Origin of the sequence: Bradyrhizobium sp. Ghvi (assembly GCF_900115265.1) — a bacterium.
In the GTDB taxonomy this organism is placed as follows: Bacteria; Pseudomonadota; Alphaproteobacteria; order Rhizobiales; family Xanthobacteraceae; genus Bradyrhizobium.
The window spans coordinates 18,141-43,995 of sequence record NZ_FOVU01000012.1; the positions used below are offsets into that span (position 1 = coordinate 18,141).

21 protein-coding genes are annotated in these 25,855 nt (G+C 64.7%); 13 read left to right on the plus strand and 8 right to left on the minus strand.

Features of this window, described 5'->3' with window-relative positions; genetic code table 11:
* The first annotated feature begins 78 nt into the window (after positions 1 to 78).
* Positions 79 to 909, plus strand: coding sequence for a DUF2927 domain-containing protein (locus BM374_RS31305; protein WP_177248682.1), 831 nt, complete (start codon positions 79 to 81; stop codon positions 907 to 909).
* A gap of 143 nt (positions 910 to 1,052) precedes the next feature.
* Here BM374_RS31305 and BM374_RS31310 read toward each other — a convergent pair whose 3' ends face one another.
* Positions 1,053 to 2,180, minus strand: a complete 1,128-nt coding sequence (locus BM374_RS31310) for a threonine synthase (protein ID WP_092301788.1) — start codon at positions 2,178 to 2,180, stop codon at positions 1,053 to 1,055.
* A gap of 340 nt (positions 2,181 to 2,520) precedes the next feature.
* Between BM374_RS31310 and BM374_RS31315 the strand changes: the two genes are divergently transcribed.
* The 3 genes from BM374_RS31315 to upp all read left to right on the plus strand — a co-directional run bounded on the left by BM374_RS31315 (position 2,521) and on the right by upp (position 5,822).
* On the plus strand, positions 2,521 to 3,777 hold the full coding sequence (locus BM374_RS31315) for a GTP cyclohydrolase II (protein ID WP_092301791.1): 1,257 nt from the start codon (positions 2,521 to 2,523) through the stop codon (positions 3,775 to 3,777).
* 7 nt (positions 3,778 to 3,784) lie between these two features.
* On the plus strand, positions 3,785 to 5,023 hold the full coding sequence (locus BM374_RS31320; protein WP_092301794.1) for a URC4/urg3 family protein: 1,239 nt from the start codon (positions 3,785 to 3,787) through the stop codon (positions 5,021 to 5,023).
* 169 nt (positions 5,024 to 5,192) lie between these two features.
* Positions 5,193 to 5,822, plus strand: a complete 630-nt coding sequence (gene upp / locus BM374_RS31325; protein WP_092301797.1) for a uracil phosphoribosyltransferase — start codon at positions 5,193 to 5,195, stop codon at positions 5,820 to 5,822.
* 19 nt (positions 5,823 to 5,841) lie between these two features.
* On the opposite strand, the gene BM374_RS31330 is transcribed toward upp, so the two are convergent.
* From BM374_RS31330 to BM374_RS31340, 3 genes are all read right to left on the minus strand, one after another.
* The gene (locus tag BM374_RS31330; protein WP_092302120.1) at positions 5,842 to 6,333 is read right to left on the minus strand and encodes a DUF305 domain-containing protein; all 492 of its coding nucleotides are present in this window, start codon (positions 6,331 to 6,333) and stop codon (positions 5,842 to 5,844) included.
* A 64-nt stretch (positions 6,334 to 6,397) separates the two neighbouring features.
* Positions 6,398 to 7,531, minus strand: coding sequence for a M48 family metallopeptidase (locus BM374_RS31335; RefSeq protein WP_502689474.1), 1,134 nt, complete (start codon positions 7,529 to 7,531; stop codon positions 6,398 to 6,400).
* Positions 7,532 to 7,534: 3 nt separating this feature from the next.
* Positions 7,535 to 8,692 (minus strand): YjgN family protein, encoded by a 1,158-nt coding sequence (locus tag BM374_RS31340; RefSeq protein ID WP_244552761.1) that lies wholly within the window; start codon positions 8,690 to 8,692, stop codon positions 7,535 to 7,537.
* Between the two features lie 267 nt (positions 8,693 to 8,959).
* Between BM374_RS31340 and BM374_RS31345 the strand changes: the two genes are divergently transcribed.
* Together BM374_RS31345 and BM374_RS31350 are read left to right on the plus strand one after the other, a co-directional pair.
* Entirely contained in the window at positions 8,960 to 10,225 is a 1,266-nt protein-coding gene (locus BM374_RS31345) for a cytochrome P450 (RefSeq protein ID WP_092301800.1), read from the plus strand.
* Between the two features lie 25 nt (positions 10,226 to 10,250).
* On the plus strand, positions 10,251 to 11,525 hold the full coding sequence (locus BM374_RS31350) for a cytochrome P450 (protein ID WP_092301803.1): 1,275 nt from the start codon (positions 10,251 to 10,253) through the stop codon (positions 11,523 to 11,525).
* Between the two features lie 240 nt (positions 11,526 to 11,765).
* Here the strand turns inward: BM374_RS31350 and BM374_RS31355 are convergent, their stop codons facing one another.
* Positions 11,766 to 12,686, minus strand: a complete 921-nt coding sequence (locus BM374_RS31355) for a LysR substrate-binding domain-containing protein (RefSeq protein WP_092301806.1) — start codon at positions 12,684 to 12,686, stop codon at positions 11,766 to 11,768.
* Between the two features lie 126 nt (positions 12,687 to 12,812).
* Here BM374_RS31355 and BM374_RS31360 point away from each other — a divergent pair, with 126 nt between their 5' ends.
* From BM374_RS31360 to mdlC, 4 genes are all read left to right on the plus strand, one after another.
* Positions 12,813 to 13,994, plus strand: coding sequence for an acyl-CoA dehydrogenase family protein (locus BM374_RS31360; protein ID WP_092301809.1), 1,182 nt, complete (start codon positions 12,813 to 12,815; stop codon positions 13,992 to 13,994).
* 9 nt (positions 13,995 to 14,003) lie between these two features.
* A complete protein-coding gene (locus BM374_RS31365) occupies positions 14,004 to 15,101 on the plus strand; it encodes a CaiB/BaiF CoA transferase family protein (RefSeq protein WP_092301812.1) in 1,098 nt (365 codons plus the stop codon).
* A 15-nt stretch (positions 15,102 to 15,116) separates the two neighbouring features.
* On the plus strand, positions 15,117 to 15,968 hold the full coding sequence (locus BM374_RS31370; RefSeq protein ID WP_092301814.1) for an HTD2 family dehydratase: 852 nt from the start codon (positions 15,117 to 15,119) through the stop codon (positions 15,966 to 15,968).
* A gap of 112 nt (positions 15,969 to 16,080) precedes the next feature.
* The gene (gene mdlC / locus BM374_RS31375) at positions 16,081 to 17,703 is read left to right on the plus strand and encodes a benzoylformate decarboxylase (protein WP_092301817.1); all 1,623 of its coding nucleotides are present in this window, start codon (positions 16,081 to 16,083) and stop codon (positions 17,701 to 17,703) included.
* A 116-nt stretch (positions 17,704 to 17,819) separates the two neighbouring features.
* Here the strand turns inward: mdlC and BM374_RS31380 are convergent, their stop codons facing one another.
* Both BM374_RS31380 and trhA read right to left on the minus strand, forming a co-directional pair.
* Positions 17,820 to 18,614: an SDR family oxidoreductase gene (locus BM374_RS31380; RefSeq protein WP_092301820.1), complete on the minus strand. Its 795-nt coding sequence runs from the start codon at positions 18,612 to 18,614 to the stop codon at positions 17,820 to 17,822.
* A 55-nt stretch (positions 18,615 to 18,669) separates the two neighbouring features.
* Entirely contained in the window at positions 18,670 to 19,365 is a 696-nt protein-coding gene (gene trhA / locus BM374_RS31385; protein ID WP_092301823.1) for a PAQR family membrane homeostasis protein TrhA, read from the minus strand.
* Positions 19,366 to 19,545: 180 nt separating this feature from the next.
* Here trhA and BM374_RS31390 point away from each other — a divergent pair, with 180 nt between their 5' ends.
* Positions 19,546 to 21,015 (plus strand): YcjX family GTP-binding protein, encoded by a 1,470-nt coding sequence (locus BM374_RS31390; protein WP_092301826.1) that lies wholly within the window; start codon positions 19,546 to 19,548, stop codon positions 21,013 to 21,015.
* Positions 21,012 to 22,040, plus strand: a complete 1,029-nt coding sequence (locus BM374_RS31395) for a YcjF family protein (RefSeq protein ID WP_092301829.1) — start codon at positions 21,012 to 21,014, stop codon at positions 22,038 to 22,040. Before BM374_RS31390 ends, BM374_RS31395 begins: the two co-directional genes overlap by 4 nt.
* Before the next feature lie 121 nt (positions 22,041 to 22,161).
* On the opposite strand, the gene BM374_RS31400 is transcribed toward BM374_RS31395, so the two are convergent.
* Positions 22,162 to 23,667 (minus strand): glycosyltransferase family 39 protein, encoded by a 1,506-nt coding sequence (locus BM374_RS31400; protein ID WP_244552766.1) that lies wholly within the window; start codon positions 23,665 to 23,667, stop codon positions 22,162 to 22,164.
* 409 nt (positions 23,668 to 24,076) lie between these two features.
* Between BM374_RS31400 and BM374_RS31405 the strand changes: the two genes are divergently transcribed.
* Positions 24,077 to 25,813 carry an adenylate/guanylate cyclase domain-containing protein gene (locus BM374_RS31405; protein ID WP_092301834.1) on the plus strand — a complete coding sequence of 579 codons (1,737 nt, stop codon included), beginning with the start codon at positions 24,077 to 24,079 and terminating at the stop codon, positions 25,811 to 25,813.
* Positions 25,814 to 25,855: the final 42 nt, after the last annotated feature.

Here is a 25,855-nt window from a genome sequence, read left to right on the forward strand (position 1 = left end):
CGGCAAGGCGGGAACCGGCTTCGCCCGCGAATCTGCGGACTTGTGCGTTGCCGGCGAATGCGGCAGCGTTGCGTGACGATGCGCGCTTTCAACCGGCCCTCGGCTATCCTCCGCTTCTCCCCGCTGGCGCTTGCGGCGTTCGCGCTTGCGGCTGACATCGTCCCCCTTGGCGTCGTGAGCTCGGCGAGCGCCGGCGAATTGCCGGCGATCGCCTCACGCCAGCGCACCGAGAAGAAGAGCTTTACCGACGCCGAGATCGTCGACGGCTTTTTCAAGACCGCCTTCGGCGCCGAGTACCACCTCGCCGGCCGCGTCGACCGCATCCGCAAGTTCGACGAACCGGTGCGCGTATTCGCCGAGACCGACCGCGCCGACCGCAAGGCGCAGCTCGCAAGGGTCGTGGCCGACATCGGCAAGCACGTACAGCATCTCGACATCGCCATGGCCGACAGCAGCGAAGCGGCGAACGTGCGGGTCAAGATGGTGCGCGACCGCGATCTCTATCGCACCATTGCGAGCTTCTACGGCGCGGAGAAGGCGCGCGAGATCCGCACCTCGCTCGATCCGCAGTGCCTGTCCGGCTTTCGCAAGAACGACCAGTTCGAGATCGAGCATTCCGACGTCATCCTCACCGTCGACGTCGGCGACTTCACCTTCCTCGACTGCGCCTATGAGGAGGTGCTGCAATCGCTCGGGCCGATCAACGACACATCGAGCGTGCCGTGGACGATGTTCAACGACAATGTGTCGATGGGCTATTTCGACGTCTACGACCAGTACATCCTCAACCTGCTGTACGATCCCCGCATCAAGGCCGGCATGACGGTGCCGGAGGTGAGAGAAGTGCTGCCCGACGTGCTCGCCGACGTGCGCGCCTGGGTGAAGCGGGTGAACGATTTGAAGGAGTGAGCTGCCGGCGCCATTGCGAGAACTCGTAGGGTGGGTTAGCGCTAGCGTAACCCACCTCTTTGGCTTCTTCCGCGTCGACGGAAATGGTGGGTTACGCCAGGCGGCTGCGCTTTGCGCATCCGCATGGCTAACCCACCCCACGATTACCTCACCAGATCAGCCACCGTGGTCGCGGCCTTCAGCCCGGTGCCGGTGAGGACGGCGACGGTGGTCTCGTTCGCCTTGATCGCCCCACTGGCCGAGAGCTTCTCCAGCGCTGCCGCCGCGCTGGCGCTGGTGGGTTCAGTGAACAGGCCTTGCCGCGCCAGGCGGCGCAGCGCCGCGACGATCTCGTCCTCGGTGAGCGCGACCGTGCCGCCACCGCTTTCACGCAAGGCGGCGATGATCTCGCGCAGCCGCAGCGGAGACTTGATCGCGGTGCCTTCGGCGATGGTCTTGCTCACCTCGCGTGCGACCGGCGTATCGACGCCGGCCTTGAAGCTCGCATCGACCGGCGAGCAGTTGAGCGGCTGGGCCGCGAACAGGCGCGGCAGCCGTGCGATCTGCCCCGCCTTCAGGAGCTCGCGAAATCCGAAGGCGCAGCCCAGAAGACTGCTGCCGGCGCCGACGGGAGCGATGACGTTATCGGGCGCTTTAAAGCCGAGATCTTCCCAGATCTCATAGGCGAAGGATTTTGTGCCCTCAAGGAAGAACGGCTGCCAATTGTGGCTGGCATAGAAGGTCCGGCTCGACTGCCTGATGGCTTCCGCCTCCGACTCCTCGCGCGGGCCCTCAACGAGCTGCACCTCGGCGCCATATGCGCGCACCTGCGCGATCTTGGCGGGCGAGGTCGAGGCCGGCGCCAGGATCTTCACACGCATGCCGCCGGCCGCGCCAAGCCCCGCCATCGACGAGCCGCCGTTGCCGGAGGAATCCTCCAGAATGGCGTTGACGCCGATCTGCCGCAGGAAGGACAGCATGACCGAAGAGCCGCGGTCCTTGAAGCTGCCGGTCGGATTGAACCATTCGAGCTTGAAGAACGGTCGCAAATCGCCCCACGCCTGCTGCACCAGCGGCGTGCAGCCCGTGCCGAGCGAAATCGGGTCCTTGATCTCGACCGGCAGCGCCGCGCGGTAGCGCCAGAGCGACCGCGTGCTGCCGTCGATATCCGCGCGCGAAATCCCTGCGCCCGGGGTCACCAGCAGCGGCGTGCGCTCATCCGAGCACCAGCGCGGCTCATGCAGGGAATAGAGCTTTCCGTTGCGGGGGTCGATGTAGCTGGCGGCGGTCATTGGGGGTCTCCGGGTCGAAGGTGGACTGTACGATCGGTCGGCTGGCGCGTCCTATCCAGGATTCGACGCGCGCGCTCCAAACGCTGCAGCGCCTCTTGAAAACACGATAACAAGATATATTTCAATGCCTTAATGGAAGTCGCCGGCGCGGCGTCACTGCCCCCGCGGGGCGACGGCGAGAATTCGGCCGAGAACCGTCTTGCCTGCCCCTTACGATTAACTTGTCTGTCGTGGCTGGCCGCTACAATATGTTGGATTGCATCGCCGGGCTCTGTCCCGGCAACGCTGATAAGCCAGGCCCGTCCAAGCGGCGGGCCGTTGGCTTTTTGGGAGTTTGGCCATGAGCCGCGCGAACCGTACTGACCACATCCGTCTCACCTCGCACCCCGAGCCCGGCCGCAAGGCGGCCTTTCCGATTCACTGGGGCGCCCCCGACGCACGCGCCCGCGGGCCGATCATCGGCACGGTGTCACGCGCGGGCGACCGCAACGTGATCGGCAGCCATGGCGGCTCCTATGCAATGTACCGCGCGCTGGCCGTCTCCGCCGGCGCGCTCGACCCGATCCGCAGGCCCGACCTCACCAACACCTTCCCGGCCGCGACCATCGGTCCGTTCGAGCAATGGCGCGATCCCGCCAAGATCGTCGCGCTCGATCCCTGGGGCCATCTGGTCGCCGAGAATTTTCGTCAGGAGATCGCCGAAGGCGTCGACATCCGCCCCAGCATCGCGGTGACGCGCGCACGGCTGGACCTGCCGGAGATTCGCGAGGCGCTCGCCGCAAAACGGCTGCGCGCCGACGGCGAGGTCGTGCACGCCAATGGCAGCGTGTCGGTGGTGAAGATCGCGATCGATCCGGTCTGGTACCTGCCCGGGCTTGCCGAGCGCTTCGGAGCCAACGAGACCGAGCTGCGCCGTACGCTGTTCGAGCAGACCGCCGGCATGTTCCCCGAGCTCGTCACCCGGCCGGACCTGAAGGTGTTCCTGCCGCCGATCGGCGGAACCACCGTTTACATGTTCGGCGATGTGACCAAACTGCCTGATCATCGCACCAGGATCACCTGCCGCGTGCATGACGAGTGCAACGGCTCGGACGTGTTCGGCTCGGACATCTGCACCTGCCGCCCCTATCTGATCCACGGCATCGAGGAATCCGCACGCGGCGCGCAGGAGGGCGGGCTCGGGCTCGTCGTCTATAACCGGAAAGAGGGCCGCGCGCTCGGCGAGGTCACCAAATTCCTGGTCTACAATGCGCGCAAGCGCCAGGAGGACGGCGATGCGGCCGCCGCCTATTTCGAGCGCACCGAATGTGTCGCCGGCGTCCAGGACGCGCGCTTCCAGCAATTGATGCCGGATACGATCCACTGGCTCGGCCTGAAGCGGATCGACCGCTTCCTGTCGATGAGCGACATGAAGTACGACGCGCTGACCTCGCAAGGCATCGACATCGTCGAGCGCGTGCCGATCCCCCCCGAGCTGATCCCGGCCGACGCCTATGTCGAGATCGCCGCGAAGAAGGCCGCCGGCTATTACTCGACCGACATCGCGCCGGAGAAGGACGTCGAGGGCGTGGTCGGGCGTTCGCTGGAAAAATACTGATCTCGTGATGGCGGACGTTCTGGAACACGAGGCACGCGCGCTGCTCACCGCCAAGGCGGTTCGCGCGCGGGCTGGACAAATGCTCGACATCGGCCTGTCCGGCGGGCTGACACATTTCACCGTCGATCTCGATCGGATGGATGGCGTTGCAGATGCCGTGCTCGACGTGACGCGGAAAGCCTATCCGACGCTCGACATTCCCTTCCATGCGCGGTGGCGGCATTTTGTGTTCGGCGGCCTCGACCGCTGGGCTCAATTGGCCGGCGCAACATCGTGGCCCGATCGAGCCGCGCGGGCGCGCGCGGAGTTCGACCTTGCCATCGTCAGTGTGCTGCTCGACGCCGGCGCCGGCGCGACCTGGCGATACCGTGATGCGGTGACGGGACAAGGCATCGGCCGCTCCGAGGGACTGGCTCTCGCAAGCCTCGACATGTTTGCCGGCGGCCTGTTTTCCCGCGATGCGCGCGCGCCGTTCAGGGTCGATGCGGATGTGCTGGCACAGCTGCCGCTCTCGGCACTGACGTCGGCCTTCCAGGCCAGCGATGCCAATCCGCTGCTCGGTCTCGAGGGACGCACCGATCTGCTGCAACGTCTGGGCCGGCTGGTGGCAGCGCGCCCCGACATTTTCGGCATGCAGGACACGCCACGGCCCGGCGGCCTGTTCGATCATATCGCCGCGCAGGCAAACGATGGCAGCATCCCCGCACCCACGATTCTGTCCGCTGTGCTGAACCAGCTCGGGTCGATCTGGCCGTCGCGTCTGGAGCTTGCCGGTGTTCCGCTCGGCGATTGCTGGCGCCATCCCGCGATCAAGGCCGAGGATACGACCGCGGGTCTCGTCCCGCTGCACAAGCTGTCGCAATGGCTGAGCTATTCGCTGATCGAGCCGCTCCAGCGCGCCGGATTCGAGGTTACCGACATCGACGGCCTGACCGGGCTTGCCGAATACCGCAATGGCGGACTGTTCGTGGATCACGGAGTGCTGCGCCTGCGCGATGCGGCGGATGCGGATCGTGCGCATGCGGTGGATTCCCTGCTCGTCGTCGAGTGGCGCGCGCTGACCGTCGCACTGCTGGACCGCGTTGCCGAACGCGTTCGCGCCAAGCTCGGTCGCACGCCACAGTCGCTACCGCTCGCCAGCATTCTGGAAGGCGGCACCTGGGCCGCTGGCCGGGCCATTGCATTTGCGCGCCGTCCCGACGGATCACCGCCGCTCAAGGTGATCAGCGACGGCACCGTGTTTTAATCCCTCTCCCCTTGCGGGAGAGGGTGGCTTCGCGAAAGCGAAGCCGGGTGAGGGGTATGCCTCCGCGGGCACATCACTCACTGGAGTTTGCTGAAACATACCCCTCATCCGGCGCTTCGCGCCACCTTCTCCCACAGGGGGAGAAGGGAAGAAGCAAGAGCATCCCATCATGGAAGGCGTCACGATCGTCGATCATCCCCTGGTACAGCACAAGCTGACGCTGGTGCGCGACAAGTCGATCTCGACCAAGTCGTTCCGCGAGCTGATCAAGGAGATCGGCATGCTGCTGTGCTACGAGGTGACGCGCGACCTGCCGCTCGCCGATACCGTGATCGAGACGCCGCTGGCGACGATGCATTCCGCCAAGATCGCGGGCAAGAAGCTGGTGTTCGTGCCGATGCTGCGCGCGGGCACGACCTTCGTCGACGGAATGATGGACCTGGTGCCGACCGCGCGCGTCGCCCATATCGGCCTCTACCGCGAGCCCGAGAGCTTTGCGGCGGTGGAGTATTTCTTCAAATCGCCGTCCGATCTCAGCGAGCGCCTCGCCATCGTGGTGACGCCTGTCGTCGCGACCGCGAACACAGCGGTCGCCGCAATCGACCGGCTGAAGGAGCGCGGGGCCAAGGACATCCGTCTCGCCTGCCTGATCGCCGCGCCGGAAGGACTTGAGCGCCTGCGGGGCCTGCATCCGGACGTGCATATCTGGACTGCGGCGGTGGACGAAGGTCTCGACGACAACGGTTTCATCCTGCCGGGACTCGGCGACGCCGGCGATCGCGCCTACGGAACCAGATGAAGGCAGCCTCGCCACACCATCAGGTTGGCGGCCTCGGCGGCAGATCCTTTGCATCGGCAGGCGCCGGGTGCGCCTTCAGCTCGGCGATCAGGTTCTTCATCTCGCCGATCTCCCGTACCTGCGCCTCGATGATGCCGTCGGCCAGCTTGCGGACGCGGGGATCCCTGATATGTGCCCGCTCGCTCGTGAGCACCGCGATCGAATGATGCGGGATCATCGCCTCCATATAGGAGACATCGGTCACGGTCTCCTGGCTGCGAACGAGCCAGAGCGAGAGCACGAACACCACGGCGCTCGCGGCCAGAATGACCATGTTCGCCGTGCGGTTCCTGTACATGCCCCCCATGAAGCCAAGCATCACGGCGGCCATGACGGCGCCCATCACGAGCGCCATCCAGGTCCGTGTCTGGCTGTACCAGACGTGATCCAGCGCGAATGTGTTCAGGTACATCAGCCCGAACATGATCACCGTGGAAGCCGCGATCATCGCGGCAAAGCGGCCGTAAGACATGTGATACATCCTATCGTTGTCCGACAGGATATGCGTGTGCCGCGACGATTGTTCCTCGGGGGTTTCACACCTTGCCGCTGCCGCAGATGCCTTTCAGCGCCTGCCACTCCTTGTCCGTCAACAGCGGCGGGCCGCTGGCGGGGCGATCTTCCCTGGTCATGCGAGCGAGACGATCCTCGGTAAGGGGATGGCTTGCCAGGATCGTCGCGAAACTCGAGCCGCCCTCCTTGCCGGTGATGCGGAACATCAATTCGGCCGCGGGCTTGGGCGAGCGACCGAGCTGATGCATGATGTCGATGGCGAAACTGTCGGCGGCGGTCTCGGCCTCGCGCGAATAGGAGGCTTCGACCACGCTGCGCGATGCGAAGATCACGGCGGACGAGCCGGTGACGTCGCCGAACAACAGGCCGATCAGGAACGAGGTGCCGCCGTTGTAGATCAGGCCGCGCATATTGTCGTGATGCTTGAGATGGCCAAGCTCGTGGGCGAGGATACCGGCGAGCTCGTCGGGACTTTCGGCCTTGTCGAGCAGGCCGCTCAGGACGTAGACCTTGCCCCCCGGCAGTGCGAACGCATTCGGCACCGAGGTTCGCAGCACACCAGCCGTCATGGAATCGTCGTCGAGGCCGGCAGTATCGCGCAGCCGGTTGACGAGCTTGCGGAACGCCGCCTGACCGGCCGCGTCGTTGCAAGCCTCGCCGCGGAAGATCGTTTTCACCTGCACCTCGGACGCATCGCCAATGCGCCGCTCGATCGGTTTGGGCACCAGCGGCGCGAGACGGTCCGCAGCGAGCGGCACGCCGAACAGCACGACGCAGACGATGGAAACGGCCGCTGCCACCGACCAGCCCACGATTTTCGCAACACCACGACCGGTGGTCTGATGCTCGTCGAGCCGAAGACAGCGTGCGATGAGATCGGCTCCGAAAGCCGTGTCGCGGATCTCCAGTCGCGCCAACGGCGGCGCCGTGGTCGAGGTCAGGCGCAGGATGCCGGGTGGACTATCGGCTCGGCGAATTTCGTCATAGCTCCAGCGCGTGACGAACCCGCTGGCTTGCACATCGCCGGGCTCGGCGATCTCGAGCGCATCCCCCAGCGTCAGCATGACCTGACGGCGCCGACTTGATTGCCCGTCGAAGAAGATCGCCTTCTGTCCCGGCTTCGTCTCGGCACCGGGCTCGGCGGTCACATCACTCACGGCTCAGAATCCTGCAACATCGAGGCCATCAGCAAAGCCTTCGCCGAGGGCACTGGCAAGCTCGCCGCTGGCGCGGACATCGGCCGCCGCTCCGATATTGTGCACCGCGACGGTTTCCAGCACCTTGGCCCAGAGATCGCGCTGCAGATAGACGCGCATGATGATGTTCACGGCGAGGGCCAGCGCGAAATAACCGATCACCATCAGCACCAGCATCGGAATGCTCTTGGCTGCGTGGCCCGGCGCGAACAGCTCCTCGGCCGGCACGCCGCTCAGCTTGACGACGAGCAGGGTGGCGCCGCCGAGATAGAAGCCGAACAGGGTCGAGAGCAGCACCCACCAGCCGACCATCTTCCAGTAAAGGCCATAGAAAGCGTTGTGCGGCAGATCCGAGGACAGGCTGACGCCACCGATGCGGATGCCGTTCAGCCACCAGCGCCATTCGCGCGCCTTGAATTCGGCATAAAAGAACGGCGCGAGCGGGAAGATCACGACCGCGATCGGACTGAGCAACCATAGCCACCAGCCGCGCTTGAAGAATTCCCAGCCGTTGCCTTCGAAGTCGCCTTGCAGATCGCCGAAATGGGTGTGCTGCATCTTGTAGCGCTCGAGCGAGGCCTCACGCCATGGCAGCGCCAGGCCGAACGTCAGGAACACCAAGAGGCCCCATAGCATCGCCCGGAACGAATAGGCCCAGCCGGAGCCGTCCATCCAGAGGCGCACGCCGCGCCAGACCGTGCGCGTCAGCCGGTAACGACGCGCGCGAAAGATCGCGAACTGGCCGAAGGCGTAGAACGAGATGAACAGCGGCGTCGAGGCAAAGCCTTGCCAGCGCTCGAACTCGATACCAACGAGGAAATAGGCGAGATAGATCGGCACCAGAATCGCGAGCGCGAACAGGAAGCCGACCAGCAGCTCTTTGGCCCGGCCGGTGTATTCAGCGGCATCGCCGTCAACCACGGTGTTCGACCACAAATGGCGGCGGATGTCGGTGGCGAGCCAGAACCGGTAGAAGCCGAAGGTGACGAGCTCCAGCATGGCACCCTTGGTGACAATTTTCCGGAACTCGGAACGATTGCCGGTGAAATCGACCCGCGTGGGCGGCAGCGGCGGCGGGACCGGTTCGGAGGGGCCGATGGGGGCCCATTGCATGTCGTTCACGGCGGCAACCTCGGGATGCGGATCTGATCCGCTCAAACTATAGATCAGAGATTGGTCGATCCCCAAGATGAGTGGGTTCGATTTGGCTCGGTTTCCCTCTGTTTCTCTCACGATTTCATGACAAGCGGCGTGCTGGAGATCACGCTTGCGGCAAAACTGTCGCTTGCTCCGACGCACGTAACGCGTTGTAATTGTAGCTCAAATACCGCAGCGCAGAATTCACAGGAATCGCGCGGTCCATAGCGGTCCATAACAGGGAGAACGGTCATGCACGGGACCATCGAGAGCGCGGCCAAGCTCGACGAATTGCGCGCGCGCGCGTCGTCACTTCCGCTCGAGCAGTTCGATCCCGGTGACCCCGAGCTGTTCAGGACCGATACGTTCTGGCCTTATTTCGACCGGCTGCGCCGCGAAGATCCCGTGCATTATTGCAAGGATTCGATGTTCGGGCCGTACTGGTCGGTGACGCGCTACAACGACATCATGGAGATCGAAACCAATCATTCGGTGTTCTCCTCGGCCTCCTCGCTCGGCGGCATCACCATCCGCGACGTCGATCCTGATCTGCGCCGCGAGAGCTTCATCTCGATGGACCCGCCGCGCCATGCCGCGCAGCGCAAGACCGTGGCGCCGATGTTCACGCCGACGCATCTGGACAATCTCGCCATCAACATCCGCAAGCGTTCGGCCGAGTGCCTGGACAATCTGCCCCGCGGCGAGGTGTTCGACTGGGTCGATCAGGTCTCGATCGAGCTCACCACGCAGATGCTCGCGGTGCTGTTCGATTTCCCCTGGGAAGATCGCCGCAAGCTGACGCGCTGGTCTGACATTGCCACCACCATTCCCGGCCCCGATGGACTCGTCGCCACCGACGAGGAGCGGATGGCCGAGCTTGGCGAATGCGCGGCCTATTTCTCGCGGCTCTGGAAGGAACGCGCCGCGCAGCCGCCGAAGAGCGACCTGCTCTCGATGATGGTTCACGGCGCCGCGACCCGGGACATGGATGCCAAGAACTTCCTGGGCAATCTCATCCTCTTGATCGTCGGCGGCAACGACACCACGCGGAACACCATGTCGGGCTCGATTTACGCGTTGAGCCAGCATCCGGAGCAATATCGCAAGCTGCGCGAAAATCCTGATCTGCTCGACAGCTTCGTGCCGGAGGTGATCCGCTGGCAGACCCCGCTGGCGCATATGCGCCGCACCGCGCTCACTGATTTCGAGTTTCGCGGCAAGCAGATCAAGAAAGGTGACAAGGTCGTGATGTGGTACGTCTCGGGCAACCGCGACGAGGAGGCGATCGACAAGCCTTATGACTTCATCATCGACCGCGCCCGGCCGCGCACCCACCTCTCCTTCGGCTTCGGCATCCACCGCTGCGTCGGCCTCAGGCTTGCCGAACTGCAGCTCAAGATTATCTGGGAGGAGATCCTGAAGCGGTTCGACCATATCGACGTAGTCGGTGAGCCGAAGCGGGTTTATTCGAGTTTCGTAAAGGGTCTTGAAACCTTACCGGTGAAGATTGCGGCGTGAGTGAGAACCAACTGGAGCCTCGACCATGAACATCCAAGCGCCGGTGAGAGTGGACAAGGCCGAACGCATGCGCAGGGCTCGCGAGGAGGCCTATGCGACGCCGCTGGCGCAATTCCATCCCGGCGCGCCCCGGCTGTTCCAGGACGACACGCTGTGGCCCTGGTTCGAGCGGCTGCGCAAGGAAGAGCCCGTGCATTACTGCACCAACGCGCCGATCGAGCCCTACTGGTCGGTGGTGAAATACAACGACATCATGCATGTCGATACCAATCACGGCATCTTCTCCTCGGACTCGACGCTCGGTGGCATCTCGATCCGCGACGTGCCCGAGGGCTACGACTGGCCGAGCTTCATCGCGATGGACCAGCCCAAGCATTCGGCGCAGCGCAAGACGGTGTCGCCGATGTTCACGCCGACACATCTGGACGACCTGGCCAAGCTGATCCGTCAGCGCTCGCAGACCGTGCTCGACAACCTGCCGCGCAACGAGACCTTCAATTTCGTCGAGCGCGTTTCGATCGAGCTGACGACGCAGATGCTGGCGACCCTGTTCGACTTCCCCTGGGAGGAGCGACGCAAGCTGACGCGCTGGTCCGACGTCTCGACCGCACTGCCCAAGAGCGGCATCGTGGCGAGTGCCGGAGAACGCCGCCGCGAGATGGACGAGTGCTACGCCTACATGTCGAAGCTGTGGAACGAGCGCGTCAACTCCGAACCGCGCAACGACCTGCTGTCGCTGATGGCGCACAATCCGGCGACGCGCCACATGGATCCCGATAATCTCATGGGCAACATCATCCTGCTCATCGTCGGCGGCAACGATACGACGCGCAACACCATGACCGGGTCGGTGTTGGCGTTGAACGAGAACCCCGAGCAGTACGACAAGCTGCGCGCCAACCCTGCCTTGATCGACTCCATGGTGCCGGAGGTGATCCGCTGGCAGACACCACTGGCGCATATGCGCCGCACCGCGTTGCAGGACACCGAGATCGGCGGCAAGCATATCAAGAAAGGCGACCGCGTCGTGATGTGGTACGTCTCCGGCAACCGCGACGAGGAGATGTTCGAGAAGCCGAACGACTTCATCATCGACCGCCCGCGCCCGCGCACCCATCTCTCCTTCGGCTTCGGCATCCACCGCTGCGTCGGCATGCGGCTCGCCGAACTGCAGCTGCGCATCATCTGGGAGGAGATGCTGAAGCGCTTCGACCGGATCGAGGTGGTCGGCGAGCCCAAGCGGATCTATTCGAGCTTCATCAAGGGATACGAGTCGCTGCCGGTGCGGATTCCGGGGTAGAATTTTCATCGCCGTCATTCGACGAGCTGAGGCAATCCGCTTCCGCAATTTCCACTGTCATGGCCCGGCTTGACCGGGCCATCCAGTACGCCGCGGCTTCTCGGCTCTAGTACTCCCGCCACTGGAATACTGGATCGCCCGCCTTCGCGGGCAATGACAGCGGAGTATGAGGTCGGCAGCTATAAAATTCCGGCATGACAGCTCGCACCAGATGCGAAGGCACGATGGCGCGCAGCTGTTCTAACTCAGCCTGATGTCCCACACGCCGTCCTTGCGGCAGGCCGCAACCTCCTCGCGCAGCAGCGCGGTGATGGCGAGCGAGGCCGTCGAGGCCGGGCGGTCGATCGGAGAGGCAAAAATGAGCTCGCGCGTCATCGGCTTGGAGACGGGCGCGGTTTCCAGCCGCCCGTCCGCGACCTCGCCGTGGACCGACGAGGGCGGCAGCAGCGCAAAGCCGAGGCCTTCCTCGACGAGGCTCGTCAGCACGCGGAAGGAATCCGCTTCGAGCTGGACGTTGAGCTTGATCTTGCGCTGCGCCGCCGCGTGCTCGATCAGCGCGCGGAGGCCGTGCGAATGACTGGGCAGCACCAGCCGCTGCCGCAACAGCCAGCCGACATCGACGCTCTTCCTGCGCGCAAGACCGCAGCCGCGCGGGCCGACTGCGACGATGTTGTCGCGGCCGAGGCTCTCGACATTGAGATGCAGATCGGCCGAGCGGCCGTAGAGGATACCGAGGTCCATCTCACCGCGATGCAGCCATTCGACCAGATGGCCGCTGTAGCTCTCGACGATGCGCAGCGAGATGCCGGGGAATGTTTCGACGCAGCGGCGCGCGAAGCGAGCCGAGAGCACGCAGCTGACGGTTGGTACGAGGCCAAGCACGACCTGCCCCGAGGGCGGACCCTTGGCCGACTGGATGTCGTCGCGGATCTGGTCGATCTGCCGAACGATGCCGGAGGTGCGCGCCAGCAGCAGGCGTCCCGCCTCGGTCAGCACCATGCCGCGGCCATTGCGCGTGAACAGCTCGGTGCGGAGCTCGTGTTCCAGAAGCTTGATCTGCCGGGACAGCGCCGGCTGCGCCACGCGCAAGGTGTCGGAAGCCTTGGAGAGGCTGCCGAGCTCCGCCACGCAACTGAAGGTCCTGAGCTGCCGGAAATCCATGCTTGCCAATCCTGGAAGGCTACTCCATACGCTATAGCAAATGAGCATAGGGGGCTGGCGTTGTTTTCACAACGCCGGAGGATCGGCCGGCGTTATCTTAACTGCCGCTAGATACGGAAAAACGCCATGAGCCAAGAAAAGCGAGACGAACACCACAGCGAGGATTACGCCGATATCCGCGAGGCCGTCGCAAAGCTTTGCGCGCAGTTTCCCGGCGAATATTGGCGCAAGCTCGATCGCGAGATGGCTTACCCGAAGGCGTTCGTCGATGCGTTGACCGAGGCCGGCTATCTCTCGGTACTGATCCCCGAGGAATATGGCGGCGCGGGCCTGAAGCTCTCGGCCGCCGCGGCGATCCTCGAAGAGATCCAGCGCGCCGGCTGCAATGGCGGCGGCTGCCACGCCCAGATGTACACGATGGGCACGGTGCTGCGTCACGGCAGCGCCGAGCAGAAGGCCAAATATCTGCCGAAGATCGCCAGCGGCGAATTGCGGCTGCAGGCCTTCGGCGTCACCGAGCCCACCAGCGGCACCGACACGTCGTCGCTGAAAACCTTTGCGCGCAAGGAAGGCAACGACAGCTACATCGTCAACGGCCAGAAGATCTGGACCAGCCGCGCCGAACATTCCGATCTGATGGTGCTGCTGGCGCGCACCACGCCGAAGGAGCAGGCCAAGAAGCGCACGGAAGGTCTCTCCGTGTTCATCGTCGACATGCGGGAGGCGAAGAGCAACGGCCTCGAGATCCGCCCGATCCGGACCATGATGAACCACGCCACCACCGAAGTTTTCTTTACCGACATGAAGGTGCCGGCGGAGAACCTGATCGGCGAGGAAGGCAAGGGCTTTCGCTACATCCTCTCCGGCATGAATGCCGAGCGCATTTTGATCGCGGCCGAATGTATTGGAGACGCAAAGTGGTTCATCGCCAAGGCCACCGCTTACGCCAAGGAACGCGTGGTGTTCGGCCGGCCGATCGGCCAGAACCAGGGCATCCAGTTTCCGATCGCGAAGGCCTATGCCTCGATGCGCGCGGCCGAGCTGATGGTGAAGGAAGCCACGCGCAAATACGAGGCCGGGCTCGACTGCGGCGCTGAGGCCAACATGGCCAAGATGCTGGCGGCCGATGCATCCTGGGAAGCGGCGAATGCCTGCATCCAGACCCATGGCGGCTTCGGCTTTGCCGAGGAATACGACGTCGAGCGCAAGTTCCGCGAGACGCGGCTGTATCAGGTCGCGCCGATCTCGACCAACCTCGTGTTGTCCTATGTCGCCGAGCACGTGCTCGGCATGCCCCGCTCGTACTGAGGTCGCATCATGGGAGCACTTGACGGGATCAGGGTGATTGCGGTCGAGCAGGCGGTGGCAGCGCCGTTCTGCTCCTCGCGGCTGGCGGATGCCGGCGCCGAGGTGATCAAGATCGAGCGGCCCGAGGGCGATTTCGCCCGCGGCTATGACGCGGCGGCCAAGGGCCAGAGCAGCTATTTCGTCTGGCTCAACCGCGGCAAGCAGTCGGCCGTCGTCGATCTCGCCACCAAGGAGGGCCGCACTGAGCTGGAAAAGCTGATCGCGAGCGCCGACGTGCTGGTGCAGAACCTCAAGCCGGGCTCGATGGACAAGCTCGGTTTTTCGCGCGAGCGCTTGCTGAAGGACTATCCGAAACTGATCTCCTGCGCGATCACGGGCTATGGAGATGAGGGTCCCTACGCGCATCGCAAGGCCTATGACCTGCTGATCCAGGCCGAGAGCGGCCTTGCCTCCATCACCGGCAATCCCGATGGCGCCTCGCGCGTCGGCATGTCGATCGTGGATGTTGCGACCGGCGCCACCGCGCATGCGGCGATCCTGGAGGCGCTGATCGCACGCAGCCGTACCGGCAAGGGCTGCGATATCCGCATCTCCATGTTCGACGTCATGGCGGACTGGTGCACCGTGCCGCTGCTCAACGCCGAGGCCGGCAATCCGCCCAAGCGCATGGGCTTGCGTCATCCTTCGATCGCGCCTTACGGCGTCTTCACCTCGAAGGACGGCAAGGACATCCTGATCTCGATCCAGAGCGAGCGCGAATGGAAGACGCTGTGCGCCGAGGTGCTGGACCAGCCTGATCTGCCCAAGGACCCCCGCGTCGCCAACATGGTGGAGCGCGTGCGCAATCGCGATTTCACCGACTCAACGGTCGCCGATATCTTCGGCAGGATGACGCGCGACGAGCTGTTGAAGCGGCTGTCGGACGCCGACATTGCCTTCGCCGAAGTCAACACCATGGCCGACCTCACGAGGCATCCGCATCTGCGCCGCATCGAGGTCGATACGCCGAACGGCCGCGTCAGCTATCCCGCGCCGGCGCCGATCATCATCGGCGAGAAGCGGAGCTATGGCGCCGTGCCTGCCATCGGCGAACGACCCAAGAAATAACAAGAGCGAGGCGTCATGACCGAAAAGCTCGACATCGATCACCTCAGGCAATGGATCGGCCGCAGCGAAGAGGCGACCGATATCGTCACCGCGCAGCTTGTCAAAGGCCTGCGTGCCACGCTGTTCCAGGAAGTCGGCGCGCCCAAGACCGGCGACGCCGCACCGTTCACGGTGCATTGGTGCCTGGCGCAGCCGGTGTTTCCGATGTCGATGCTGGGGCCTGATGGCCACCCGACCCGCGGCGGTTTCCTGCCGCCGGTGCCGCTGCCGCGCCGGATGTGGGCCGGCGGCGAGATCGAGTTTTTGCAGCCCTTGCGCGTCGGCGACGAATCCACCCGGACCTCGCGCATTGCCGACGTGCAGGTGAAGACGGGTTCGACCGGCACGCTGTGCTTCGTCTCGATCGAGCACAGCATCTCTTGCCCACGCGGGCTCGCCATTCGCGAGCGGCAGGACATCGTCTATCGCGAGATGACGAGCAGTGCACCGGCTGGCGCGAAGGCCCCGCCCCCACCGCCGATGGCGCAGCATCGCGAGACGCACGTCTCCGATCCCGTGCTGCTGTTTCGCTATTCCGCGCTGACCTTCAACGGCCACCGCATCCATTACGACCGCGACTACGTCACCAAGGTCGAAGGTTATCCGGGTCTGATCTTTCATGGACCGTTGCAAGCGGCGCTCATTGTCGAGATGGCGGCGAAACTGCGCGGCGGGAAGGCGCCGAAGAAGTTTACCTATCGCGGTTTGCAGCCGCTGTTCGAAGGCAGCGAGTTTTCCGTCAACGCCAACGATATCGAACAGGGTCTCGAGCTTTGGACGGCGAATGCCGAGGGGCAGCCGACGATGAAGGGCACGGCGGTGTGGTAGTTTCTGTCATTCCGGGGCGATGCGAAGCATCGAACCCGGAATCTCGAGATTCCGGGTTCGTTTCGCGCCCCGGCATGACGGCTCAATAACAAACATTCAGGGACGGACAACCATGGCCAAGAACGGCAAGACCGGCAGCAAGTCCGTCACCGTCAAGCAGGCGACGCTCGACCTGTTGCGTGCCCTGGGCATCGACAAGGTGTTCGGCAACCCCGGTTCGACCGAACTGCCGTTCCTGAGCGATTGGCCCGACGACATCGACTACGTGCTCGCGCTGCAGGAAGCCTCCGCCGTCGGCATGGCCGACGGCTACGCGCAGGCGACGCGCAATGCCGGCTTCGTCAACCTGCATTCGGCCGCCGGCGTCGGCAACGCGCTCGGCAATATCTACACGGCGCATCGCAACCAGACGCCACTGGTCATCACCGCGGGCCAACAGGCGCGCTCGATCCTGCCGCTGCAGGCGTTCCTCTATGCCGAGCGGCCTTCCGAATTCCCGCGTCCCTATGTGAAGTACAGCGTCGAGCCGGCGCGGCCCGAGGATGTGCCGGCCGCGATCGCGCGCGCCTATTACACCGCGATGCAGCCGCCCTGCGGACCGACCTTCGTGTCGATCCCGATCGACGACTGGGCGCATGCCTGCGCGCCGGTCGCAGCGCGCAAGATCAGCCGCGAGATCGGGCCTGAGCCTGAGGCAATGAAGGCGCTTGCCGCAGCGCTTGGCTCCGCAAAGCACCCTGCCCTCGTCGTCGGCCCCGGCGTCGATCGCGCCGGCGCGGTCGATCTGATGGTGCGCGTGGCCGAGAAGGCCAAGGCGAGCGTCTGGGCCAGCCCGTTCTCGGCGCGCTGCTCGTTCCCGGAGCGGCATCCCCTATTCGCGGGCTTCCTGCACGCCTCGCCCGCGCAGCTCTCAGATGCATTGCGCGAGCACGACCTCGTCGTCGTGATCGGCGCGCCGGTGTTCACCTTCCATGTCGAAGGCCATGCCGCGATCTTCGACGGCGGCGCGACGATCTTCCAGATCACAGACGATGCGGATGCCGCGGCGGTAACCCCGGTTGGCACCAGCATCATCGCCACCATGAAACCGGCGTTGAGCTCGCTGCTCGACGTGCTGCCCGAGAGCAAGCGCGCCATGCCAAAGGGCCGCACACTGCCGCCGGCGCCGCAGGCTGCGGATCCGCTACCGGTCGAATTCCTGCTGCACGCGCTGTCGGAGGCGATGCCGGAGGGAGCCTCGCTGGTGGAGGAAGTGCCCTCGCACCGGCCGGCGATGCAGAAGTTCCTGCCTATGCGCGGTCAGGATTCCTTCTACACCATGGCAAGCGGCGGCCTCGGCTACTCGCTACCGGCCGCCGTCGGCATGGCGTTGGGCAAGCCGAAGCAACGCACGGTGTGCCTGATCGGCGACGGCTCGGCGATGTATTCGATCCAGGCGCTGTGGACCGCAGCGCAACGCAAGCTGCCGCTCACCGTCGTCGTCATCAACAATTCCGGCTACGGCGCGATGCGTTCGTTCAGCCAGGTGATGCAGGTGCGGAACGTGCCGGGGCTCGAGCTGCCCGGGATCGATTTTATCAGACTCGCCGAAGGCATGGGCTGCCATGCGGTGCGGGTCAGCAAGGCCGCCGAGCTCGGCGAAGCGCTCAAGCGTGGAATGGCGTTTGAGGGCACGAGCCTAGTCGAGGTTATTGTGGATTCGGCGGTACCGGTGCTCTACGGACAGAAGCATTAGGGGACCGGGTCCCGACTGACCTCGCTTCCGTCATTCCGGGGCGGTAAGCAGGACCGAACCCGGAATCTCGAGATCCCGGGTTCGATGCTGCGCATCGCCCCGGGATGACCTATCGGTCACTTCCCGAACTCCTCCCGCATCTTCGCCTGGATCTTGGCCATGCCGCCGATCCAGCGATCGTAATTCTCCGTCTTCTTGCGCATGTAGCCGAGCACTTGCGGGTGCGGCAGGATCAGGAACGTTTCCTGCTCGAGGCCGGCGAGCACGTCCTTGGCGACCTGCTCGGGCGTGAGGTCGCCGTCGCCGGATTGCGGGCCCTTCGGGATCGAGCGCAGCATGTTGGTGTCTACGCCCTGCGGGCACAGGATCGAGACCTTGATGTTGTGAGCCTTGTGCGCGATTGCGAGATTCTCGGCAAAGCCCACCGCCGCATGCTTGGTGGTGGAATAGGCCGGGCTGCCGACCTGCGACAGCAGGCCCGCGGCCGAGATGGTGTTGAGGAAATAGCCGCCGCCGCGCGCCCTCATCCGCGGGATGAGATGCCGCGCCGCATAGACATGCGCCATGACGTGAATGGCCCAGCTGCGCTGCCAGGGCTCGTCGGAGGCACCACCGGCATTTTCCGCCATCGGATCGAAGCCGCCGCCGATGCCGGCATTGGAGCAGAACAGATCGATCGGGCCGAACTGCCGCTCGGTCTCCTCGATGACGTGCGAAATGTCCTTTTCCTGCGCCACGTCGCATTTGAACGCCGCACCATCCACCATGGCGGCAACAGCCCGCGCGTTGGCGGCATCCATGTCGGCGACGACCACCTTGGCCGCGCCCTCGGCGTGAAAGGCCTCGCACAGCGCCTTGCCGATGCCGTTTGCGCCGCCCGTGACAACCACGACCTTGCCGGTCACCCGCATGCGACGTCTCCTCTTGTCCTATGCCGCACAGCTTTTGCCGCCTCGCGGAACTCAGCTAGCTCAACACGAGGTCGAGCACCGCGGTATAATGACATGCCGCGCCGGCCAAGACAAAGCCGTGCCAGATCGCATTCTGGAAGCGCAGCCGCCGCCAGGCGTGGAAGATCACGCCAAAGCTGTAGAGCAAGCCGCCGGCAAGGATGAAGCCGAGCACCAGCGTCGGCAGCGCCCTGACCACCGCATCGTAGAGCATCACGCCGCTCCAGCCCATTGCGAGATAGATGCCGACCGAGACGCGATCGAACCGGCCCGGATAGAACAGCTTCAGCACGATACCAAGGATAGCGGCGCACCAGACGCCGATGAGCAGCACCAGCGCGAACGCGCTGTCCTTCACCTCCAGGATGAACGGCGTGTAGGTCGCCGCGATCAACAGATAGATCGCGGAATGATCGAAACGTCGCAACAGCCATTTGGCGGGCGAGACCGGCCAGAGATTGTAGCTTGCCGACAGCACCAGCATCGACATCAGCCCGGCGACATAGATCGAGACGCCGACGATGTTAGTCGCATCGGCATAGACCGCTGCCAGCACCACGAGCACCGTCGCCGCAATGATGCCGGCGAGCACGCCGATCCCATGGATGATACCGTCGGCGATCAGCTCGGCGCGATCGTAATTCCAGCCGATCGCGTCGGCAGCGGCGTGGACCGAGGTGGATGCAAGTTGTTTCAATTGGAAGACGGTCATGGCAATCCGCGGTAGCTGTGGCAATGCCCTCGTATATCGGTCATTCGGGACCGGCGCGTCGTTCAATCGGCTGATTTGCCGACAAAGACGGTGGAAGTATGAAGCTTGATTTTCCTCACGCAATTGCCACTTTTGTGAACGGCTTCACTGTTCCGCCCGCCCGAGATTCATCCCGTTCATATGGCATTCAGTTTTCAGGACATGGTCGAGGAGGCGCGGCTTTCGGCACGGGCTCTGATCGACTACGGCGAGCACTTCTTCAATCCGACGGTGCGGCTTGGTGTCACCGGCCTGTCGCGGGCCGGTAAGACCGTATTCATCACCGCGTTGATCCACGGGCTGACCCGCGGCGGCCGGTTTCCGGTCTTCGAAGCCTATGCCTCGGGCCGGATCGCGCGGGCGCATCTGGCGCCGCAGCCCGACGATGCCGTGCCGCGCTTTGCCTACGAGAACCATCTGCGCGCACTGATCGAGGAGCGGCGCTGGCCGAACTCGACGGTGGACATCAGCGAGCTGCGTCTCGTCATCGACTATCAGCGCCCGAACGGTGCCGATCGCACGCTGACGCTCGACATTGTCGATTATCCCGGTGAATGGCTGCTCGACCTGCCGCTGCTGCAAAAGAGCTACGAACAATGGTCGGCCGAGAGCCTGGCGCTATCGCGCGAGGCGCCGCGCGCGCATCTGGCCGCGGACTGGCACGCGCATCTCGCCACGCTCAAGCCCGAAGCAGGCGAGGACGAGCAGGCGACCCTGACAGCCGCAAAACTGTTCACCCAATATTTGCGCGCCTGCCGCGACGAACGCTTCGCGATGAGTCTCCTGCCGCCCGGCCGTTTCCTGATGCCCGGCAATCTCGCCGATACGCCGGCGCTGACCTTTGCGCCACTCGACGTCCCCGCAGGCAGACAGGCGCCGGAGGGATCGCTGTGGGCGATGATGGTGCGTCGCTTCGAAGCCTATAAAGACGTCGTGGTGCGGCCGTTCTTCAGGGATCATTTTGCGCGGCTCGATCGCCAGATCGTGCTGGCCGATGCACTCTCCGCGTTCAATGCGGGACCCGAGGCGCTGCACGATCTCGAGGCGGCGCTATCGGGCATTCTCGATTGCTTCCGCATCGGCCGCAGCACGCTCCTCTCCAGCCTGTTTCGGCCGCGGATCGATCGCATCCTGTTCGCCGCGACGAAAGCGGATCATCTGCATCATTCCAGCCATGACCGGTTAGAGGCCGTGCTGCGCCGCGCCGTCACCCGCGCCGTCGCGCGTGCTGAAGATACCGGCGCTGCGATCGACGTGGTGGCGCTCGCCGCCGTCCGCGCCACGCGCGAAGCGCAGGTTGCGCATGGCCGCGACGTCTTGCCCTCGATCCTGGGCACACCGGCCGCGGGCGAAAGCGCGAACGGCGAGTTCTTTGACGGCAATACGGAGGTGGCGACCTTTCCGGGCGATCTGCCAGATGATCCCGAGCCGCTCTTTGGCGGGACGGACGCGTTCCGCGGATTGTCGACGCAAGCCGCGGAGAAGAGCGATTTCCGTTTCCTGCGCTTCCGTCCGCCAAAGCTCGAACGCGAAGGAACGAACGAGCCCGCACTGCCGCACATCCGCCTCGACCGTGCCCTGCAGTTCCTGATCGGAGACAAGCTCGCATGAACGACCGATCGAAGCCACGGCGGCCGGCGACGTTCCGGCTCGACAATCCCGATGTCGTCGTGACCGAGGCCGACGAGACCAGCCGGCTCGGCCGCGCCACCATTCAGATCACGCCGGAGCCCGATCCGGCGAACTTGCCGGTACCCATTGAAACCGCGCTTCCGGCGCGGCGCGGCTTTCCCTGGGGCGCGCTGTTCTGGTCCGGCGTTGCCGGCCTGACGCTGCTCGGCACCGGGCTCGGCGTTGTCAGGCTGATCGAGGATCTGTTTGCGCGCAGCGAGAGCCTCGGCTTCGTCGGGCTGGCGCTCGCCTTCGTTACCACGCTTGCGCTCGCGGTGGTGATCGGGCGCGAGGCGTTCGGCCTGGCGCGGCTTGCAACGATCGAAAAATTGCATCGGCGTGCCGCCGAGGTACTCTTGAGCGACGATCGCAAGGAGAGCCGCGACATCGTCAAGGACCTGATCGCGATCGCGCACCAGAATCCGCGGCTCGCGCGCGCCCGTGCCGCGCTGGAGAGCCACAGCGGCGAGATCATCGATGGCGCCGACATGATCCGGCTCGCCGAGCGCGAATTGATGTCACCGCTGGATGAGGAGGCGCGGCGGCTGGTGTCGTCGGCCGCGCAGCGGGTCTCGATCGTCACGGCAGTGTCGCCGCGCGCGCTGTTCGACGTGCTGTTCGTGTTCGTGGCCTCGCTGCGCCTGATCCGCCAGCTCGCCCGGCTTTATGGCGGCAGGCCCGGCGCACTCGGCATGATCCGACTGCTTCGTCACGTCATCGCCCATCTCGCCATCACCGGCGGTCTCGCCGCCAGCGACAGCCTGGTGCAGCAGATGCTCGGCCACGGGATTGCGGCAAAGCTGTCGCAGCGGCTGGGTGAAGGCATGCTCAACGGGCTGCTGACAGCACGGCTCGGGTTGGCGGCGATCGACGTCACGCGGCCGCTGCCATTCGCCGCGCTGCCGCCGCCGAAACTGTCGGACCTCGCGACCGATTTGTTGCGGAGGAAAGAGGACGGCGAGTAGGCTTTCGCTTCGCGGGTGAGGGGTATCTATCCTCACGAACGATTTTGCGAGTGGAGAGATACCCCTCATCCGGCGCTTCGCGCCACGTTCTCCCACAGGGGGAGAAGGAAGAAGAACCTCGCTAGCCGCGCGAACGCCTCTCAAATTCCCCCGCTAGCACGCGCCACTGGAACAGCGGCGAGTCCTTTGGCGGCGAGAGGTCCGGAGTCCATCCGGTGAGCTTGTCGAGCGTATAGGTATCGATCAGGACGCCGCGCCAATGGCGTTCGACTTGCCCCAATGGTGTACGCGTTGCGGGGATGGTCTCCCACAGAGGTGAATGATCATCGGGCTGGCGACCGACATAGAGTCCCGCATGTCCCCTGATCCTGTCCATTCCAGGATCATGGAAATCCTGGAAACGGCCGCGCTCGTTGATCTCGACCACGGGCACGCGGCCGCGGAATAGCCAGCGCATCATGGCATAGGTGCGGTAATCCGTGGTCGCAATCCAGGTCGCGCCAGTCTCGTCCAGCGCGGCCTGGGCACGCGCGGCGACCTGGTCGTAGCCGGCCTCGGCGCCGATCGGATCCATCTTGCCGAGGAAATTCCAGGGCGCGGCGACGTAATAAAGAAACACAATCACGACGAAAGCGATCCCGGACACCAGCGCCGTCTTCACCCAGAACATGCTGGACCGGATCATCCGTGCCGACCAGCCTTCTTTCGGCAGCATCGCAAGGTTCACCGCGGCGGCGGCGAAACCGACCGGCCACATGAACATCGGCCAGGTGTCGCCGACCCTGAGCGTGAACGACTTGAGAAAGAAGTAGACGAACGGCACCAGCACCGCGGTCGACAGCAGGATCGCCACCGGCTCGCGGGAGCGGGTGCCGCGCCATGCCGTCAGGACGAGGCCCGACAACACCACCGGCAGCATGACGAAACCGACGAGCCCGAGTTGCAGGCCGATGTAGTCGCCGATGGTGCGCAGCGAGATGCCGTAATTGGCAGTCGCGCGCACGCCCTGGAAACGGAACGAGGCCCAGTCGTGCTGCGCATTCCAGATCAGCACCGGCGAGAACAATGCGACCGCGATCAGCACGGCCAGATAAGGATAGGGGCTGCGCAGCCAGCGCCAGCGCCAATCCGGCACCAGCAGAAACGCGGCAACCGCCGGCGCGAACATGATCGCGGTGAATTTCGAGAGCATCGAGAGCCCTGCGAACAGGCCCGCCGCGAGCCACCAGCGGCCATCGCCGCTTTGCGCGAGCCGCACCAAGGACCACATCATCGCCATCGCGAACGGGATCATGGCAACGTCGGGCGCGACCTTGGCCATGAGCAGGCCGTAATAGAGCGCGGCCTCGGGCATCAGCACCGCAACGACGATCGCGCGCACATCATGGGTGATCCGGCGGACCATGTCGGCCAGCAGAAGCTGCGTCACCAGCATCGCGACAATGCCGCCGAAGCGGACGCCGAGCACGGTGTCGCCGAAGATCGCGGTGCCGAAGCGGATCAGCCAGGCGATGCCGGGCGGGTGATCGAGAAAGCTCAACGCCGCCTCCTTCGACCAGGTCCAGTAATAGGCCTCGTCGGTGCGCAGCTCGATCGCGGAGGCGTAGACGATGCGCAGCACCGTCATCGCGGCGATCACCAGCGCGGCCAAGACAAGCGGCCGGCGCGAGGCGTCGTTGGGCTTCACGGTGATGTCGGGAGCGATCGTCACGGCCGCGCTTTTCCCCGACTTGAGAGGGGGAGTCAATGTGGCGGGGGAGTGCGCCATATTTCGGCGTCATCCGGGCAAGCGTCAGCGCAGACCCGCGATCCATAACCACAGGGAGGCGTTTGGCGAAGATTTGGAGTTACCAGACTGCCCTACAAATCTCCCTGTGGGGATGGGTCCCGGATCTGCGCGCGCCTGAGGGCGCGCTTGTCCGGGACGACGACCGACTGTCTGGCTCCTTGCCGCGCATGTGATCGGAGGGGCTGTTCACTCCCGGAATTTAACTCTCCGCTGGCTGTTCTCCTCAGTGAGCTGATACAACCGAATCATGGCCAGGACCGTCCTTTTGCGCTTGCCCGAACTCGTCCGCTCGACCAGCGCGCGGCAGGTCCGGCTGGTCTGCGGAATCATCCTGTTCGCTTACGTGGTCAGCCATTTCCTCAACCACGCGCTCGGCAATATCTCGGTCGATGCGATGCAGGTCGGGGTCTATTACCACACATCGTTCTGGCAGTTCCTTCCGGTGGCGATCGTGTTCTATACCGCCGCTCTCACCCATATGGGTCTCGGCGTCTACGCGCTGTATCAGCGCCGCCAGTTCCGCTGGCGGACGATCGAGCCGCTGCAGCTCTTGCTGGGGCTGAGCATCCCCGCGCTCGTGATGGCGCATGTGATCGGCATCCGGCTCGGCCAGATGCTCTACGGGCACGAGAAGCTCTATCCGCAGGAGCTCTATTTGTTTTTCGTCGTGGCGCCCGCCCGGCTCTGGACCATGACGATCCTGCTGATCGTCGCCTGGGTGCACGGTTGCATCGGCATCTATTTCTGGCTCCGGCTCAAACCATTCTTCGTCCGGGTCGCGCCATATCTGCTGGCGGCCGCGGTGCTGATTCCGACGCTGGCGCTGCTCGGCATCTATCAGGGCGGCCGCAGCGTCGCCGCCGACAGCGAGGACGGAGACTGGCGCAAGCAAAATTACACGCAGCGCGAGGTCGGAACGTTCGCCCAGGCCGATACGCTCGACCGCATCACCGGCGGACTGACGATCGGTTATTTCGGCCTGCTCGGACTGGCGCTGCTTGCGCGTGGCGTGCGCGGCTGGCGCGAGCGGCGCGGCGGCATGATCGCGCTGTCCTACGGCAACGGCAAGACGGTGCGCGTGCCCAAGGGGCTCTCCGTGCTGGAGGCGAGCCTGCGCCACAACGTGCCGCATGCCAGCGTCTGCGGCGGCCGCGCTCGCTGCTCGACCTGTCGCATCCGCATCATCGGCGACCACGGCGCCCTGCCCGAGCCATCGCAGCGTGAAGCCTTCGTGCTGGCCCGCGTCGGCACCGCCGATCCCTCGATCCGACTGGCCTGCCAGCTGCGGCCGACCTGCGATCTGTCCTTCTTCCAGCTGTTCATGCCGCACATGCTGTCGGCCAACGCGCAGGCGTCCTCGCCCGTGAGGATCGGCCAGGAGCGCTATCTCGTCAGCCTGTTCGTCGACATGCGCGGCTCGACGCAGCTCGCCGAGAAGCGGCTGCCGTTCGACACCGTCTTCATCGTCAACCGTTTCCTTGGCGCGGTGTCGCAGGCCGTGATCGAGAATGGCGGTCAGCCGAACCAATTCGTCGGCGACGGCATGCTGGCGCTGTTCGGCCTCACCAGCGATCCGCACACCGCCTGCCGGCAGGCGCTGAAGGCGGTGGCGGGCATCGCGACCCATGTGGACGAGCTCAATGAGCTGCTGAGCCATGATCTGCGCCAGCCGATCCGCTTCGGCATCGGCGTCCATGGCGGCGAGGTCATCATCGGCGACATCGGCTATCGCGACCACATCGTCTTCACTGCGCTTGGCGATGCCGTCAACGTCGCAGCCCGGCTTCAGGACATGACCAAGACGCTTCAGTGCGAAGCGATCGTCTCCGAAGAGGTCCGCCGCACCGCGGGCCTTCACGAGGACGCGCTGCCGAAGCAGGAGGTCGCGATCCGCGGCCGCGACGAGCCATTGGTCGTGCGCGTCATCGCCGACACCAGGACATTGTCTTCGGTCATCGCAGGCGGTGAGCGCGTCGCGGCGTAGAGCTAACCACACGAGAGGCGCGCTCCCCCTTCCGCCTTGCGG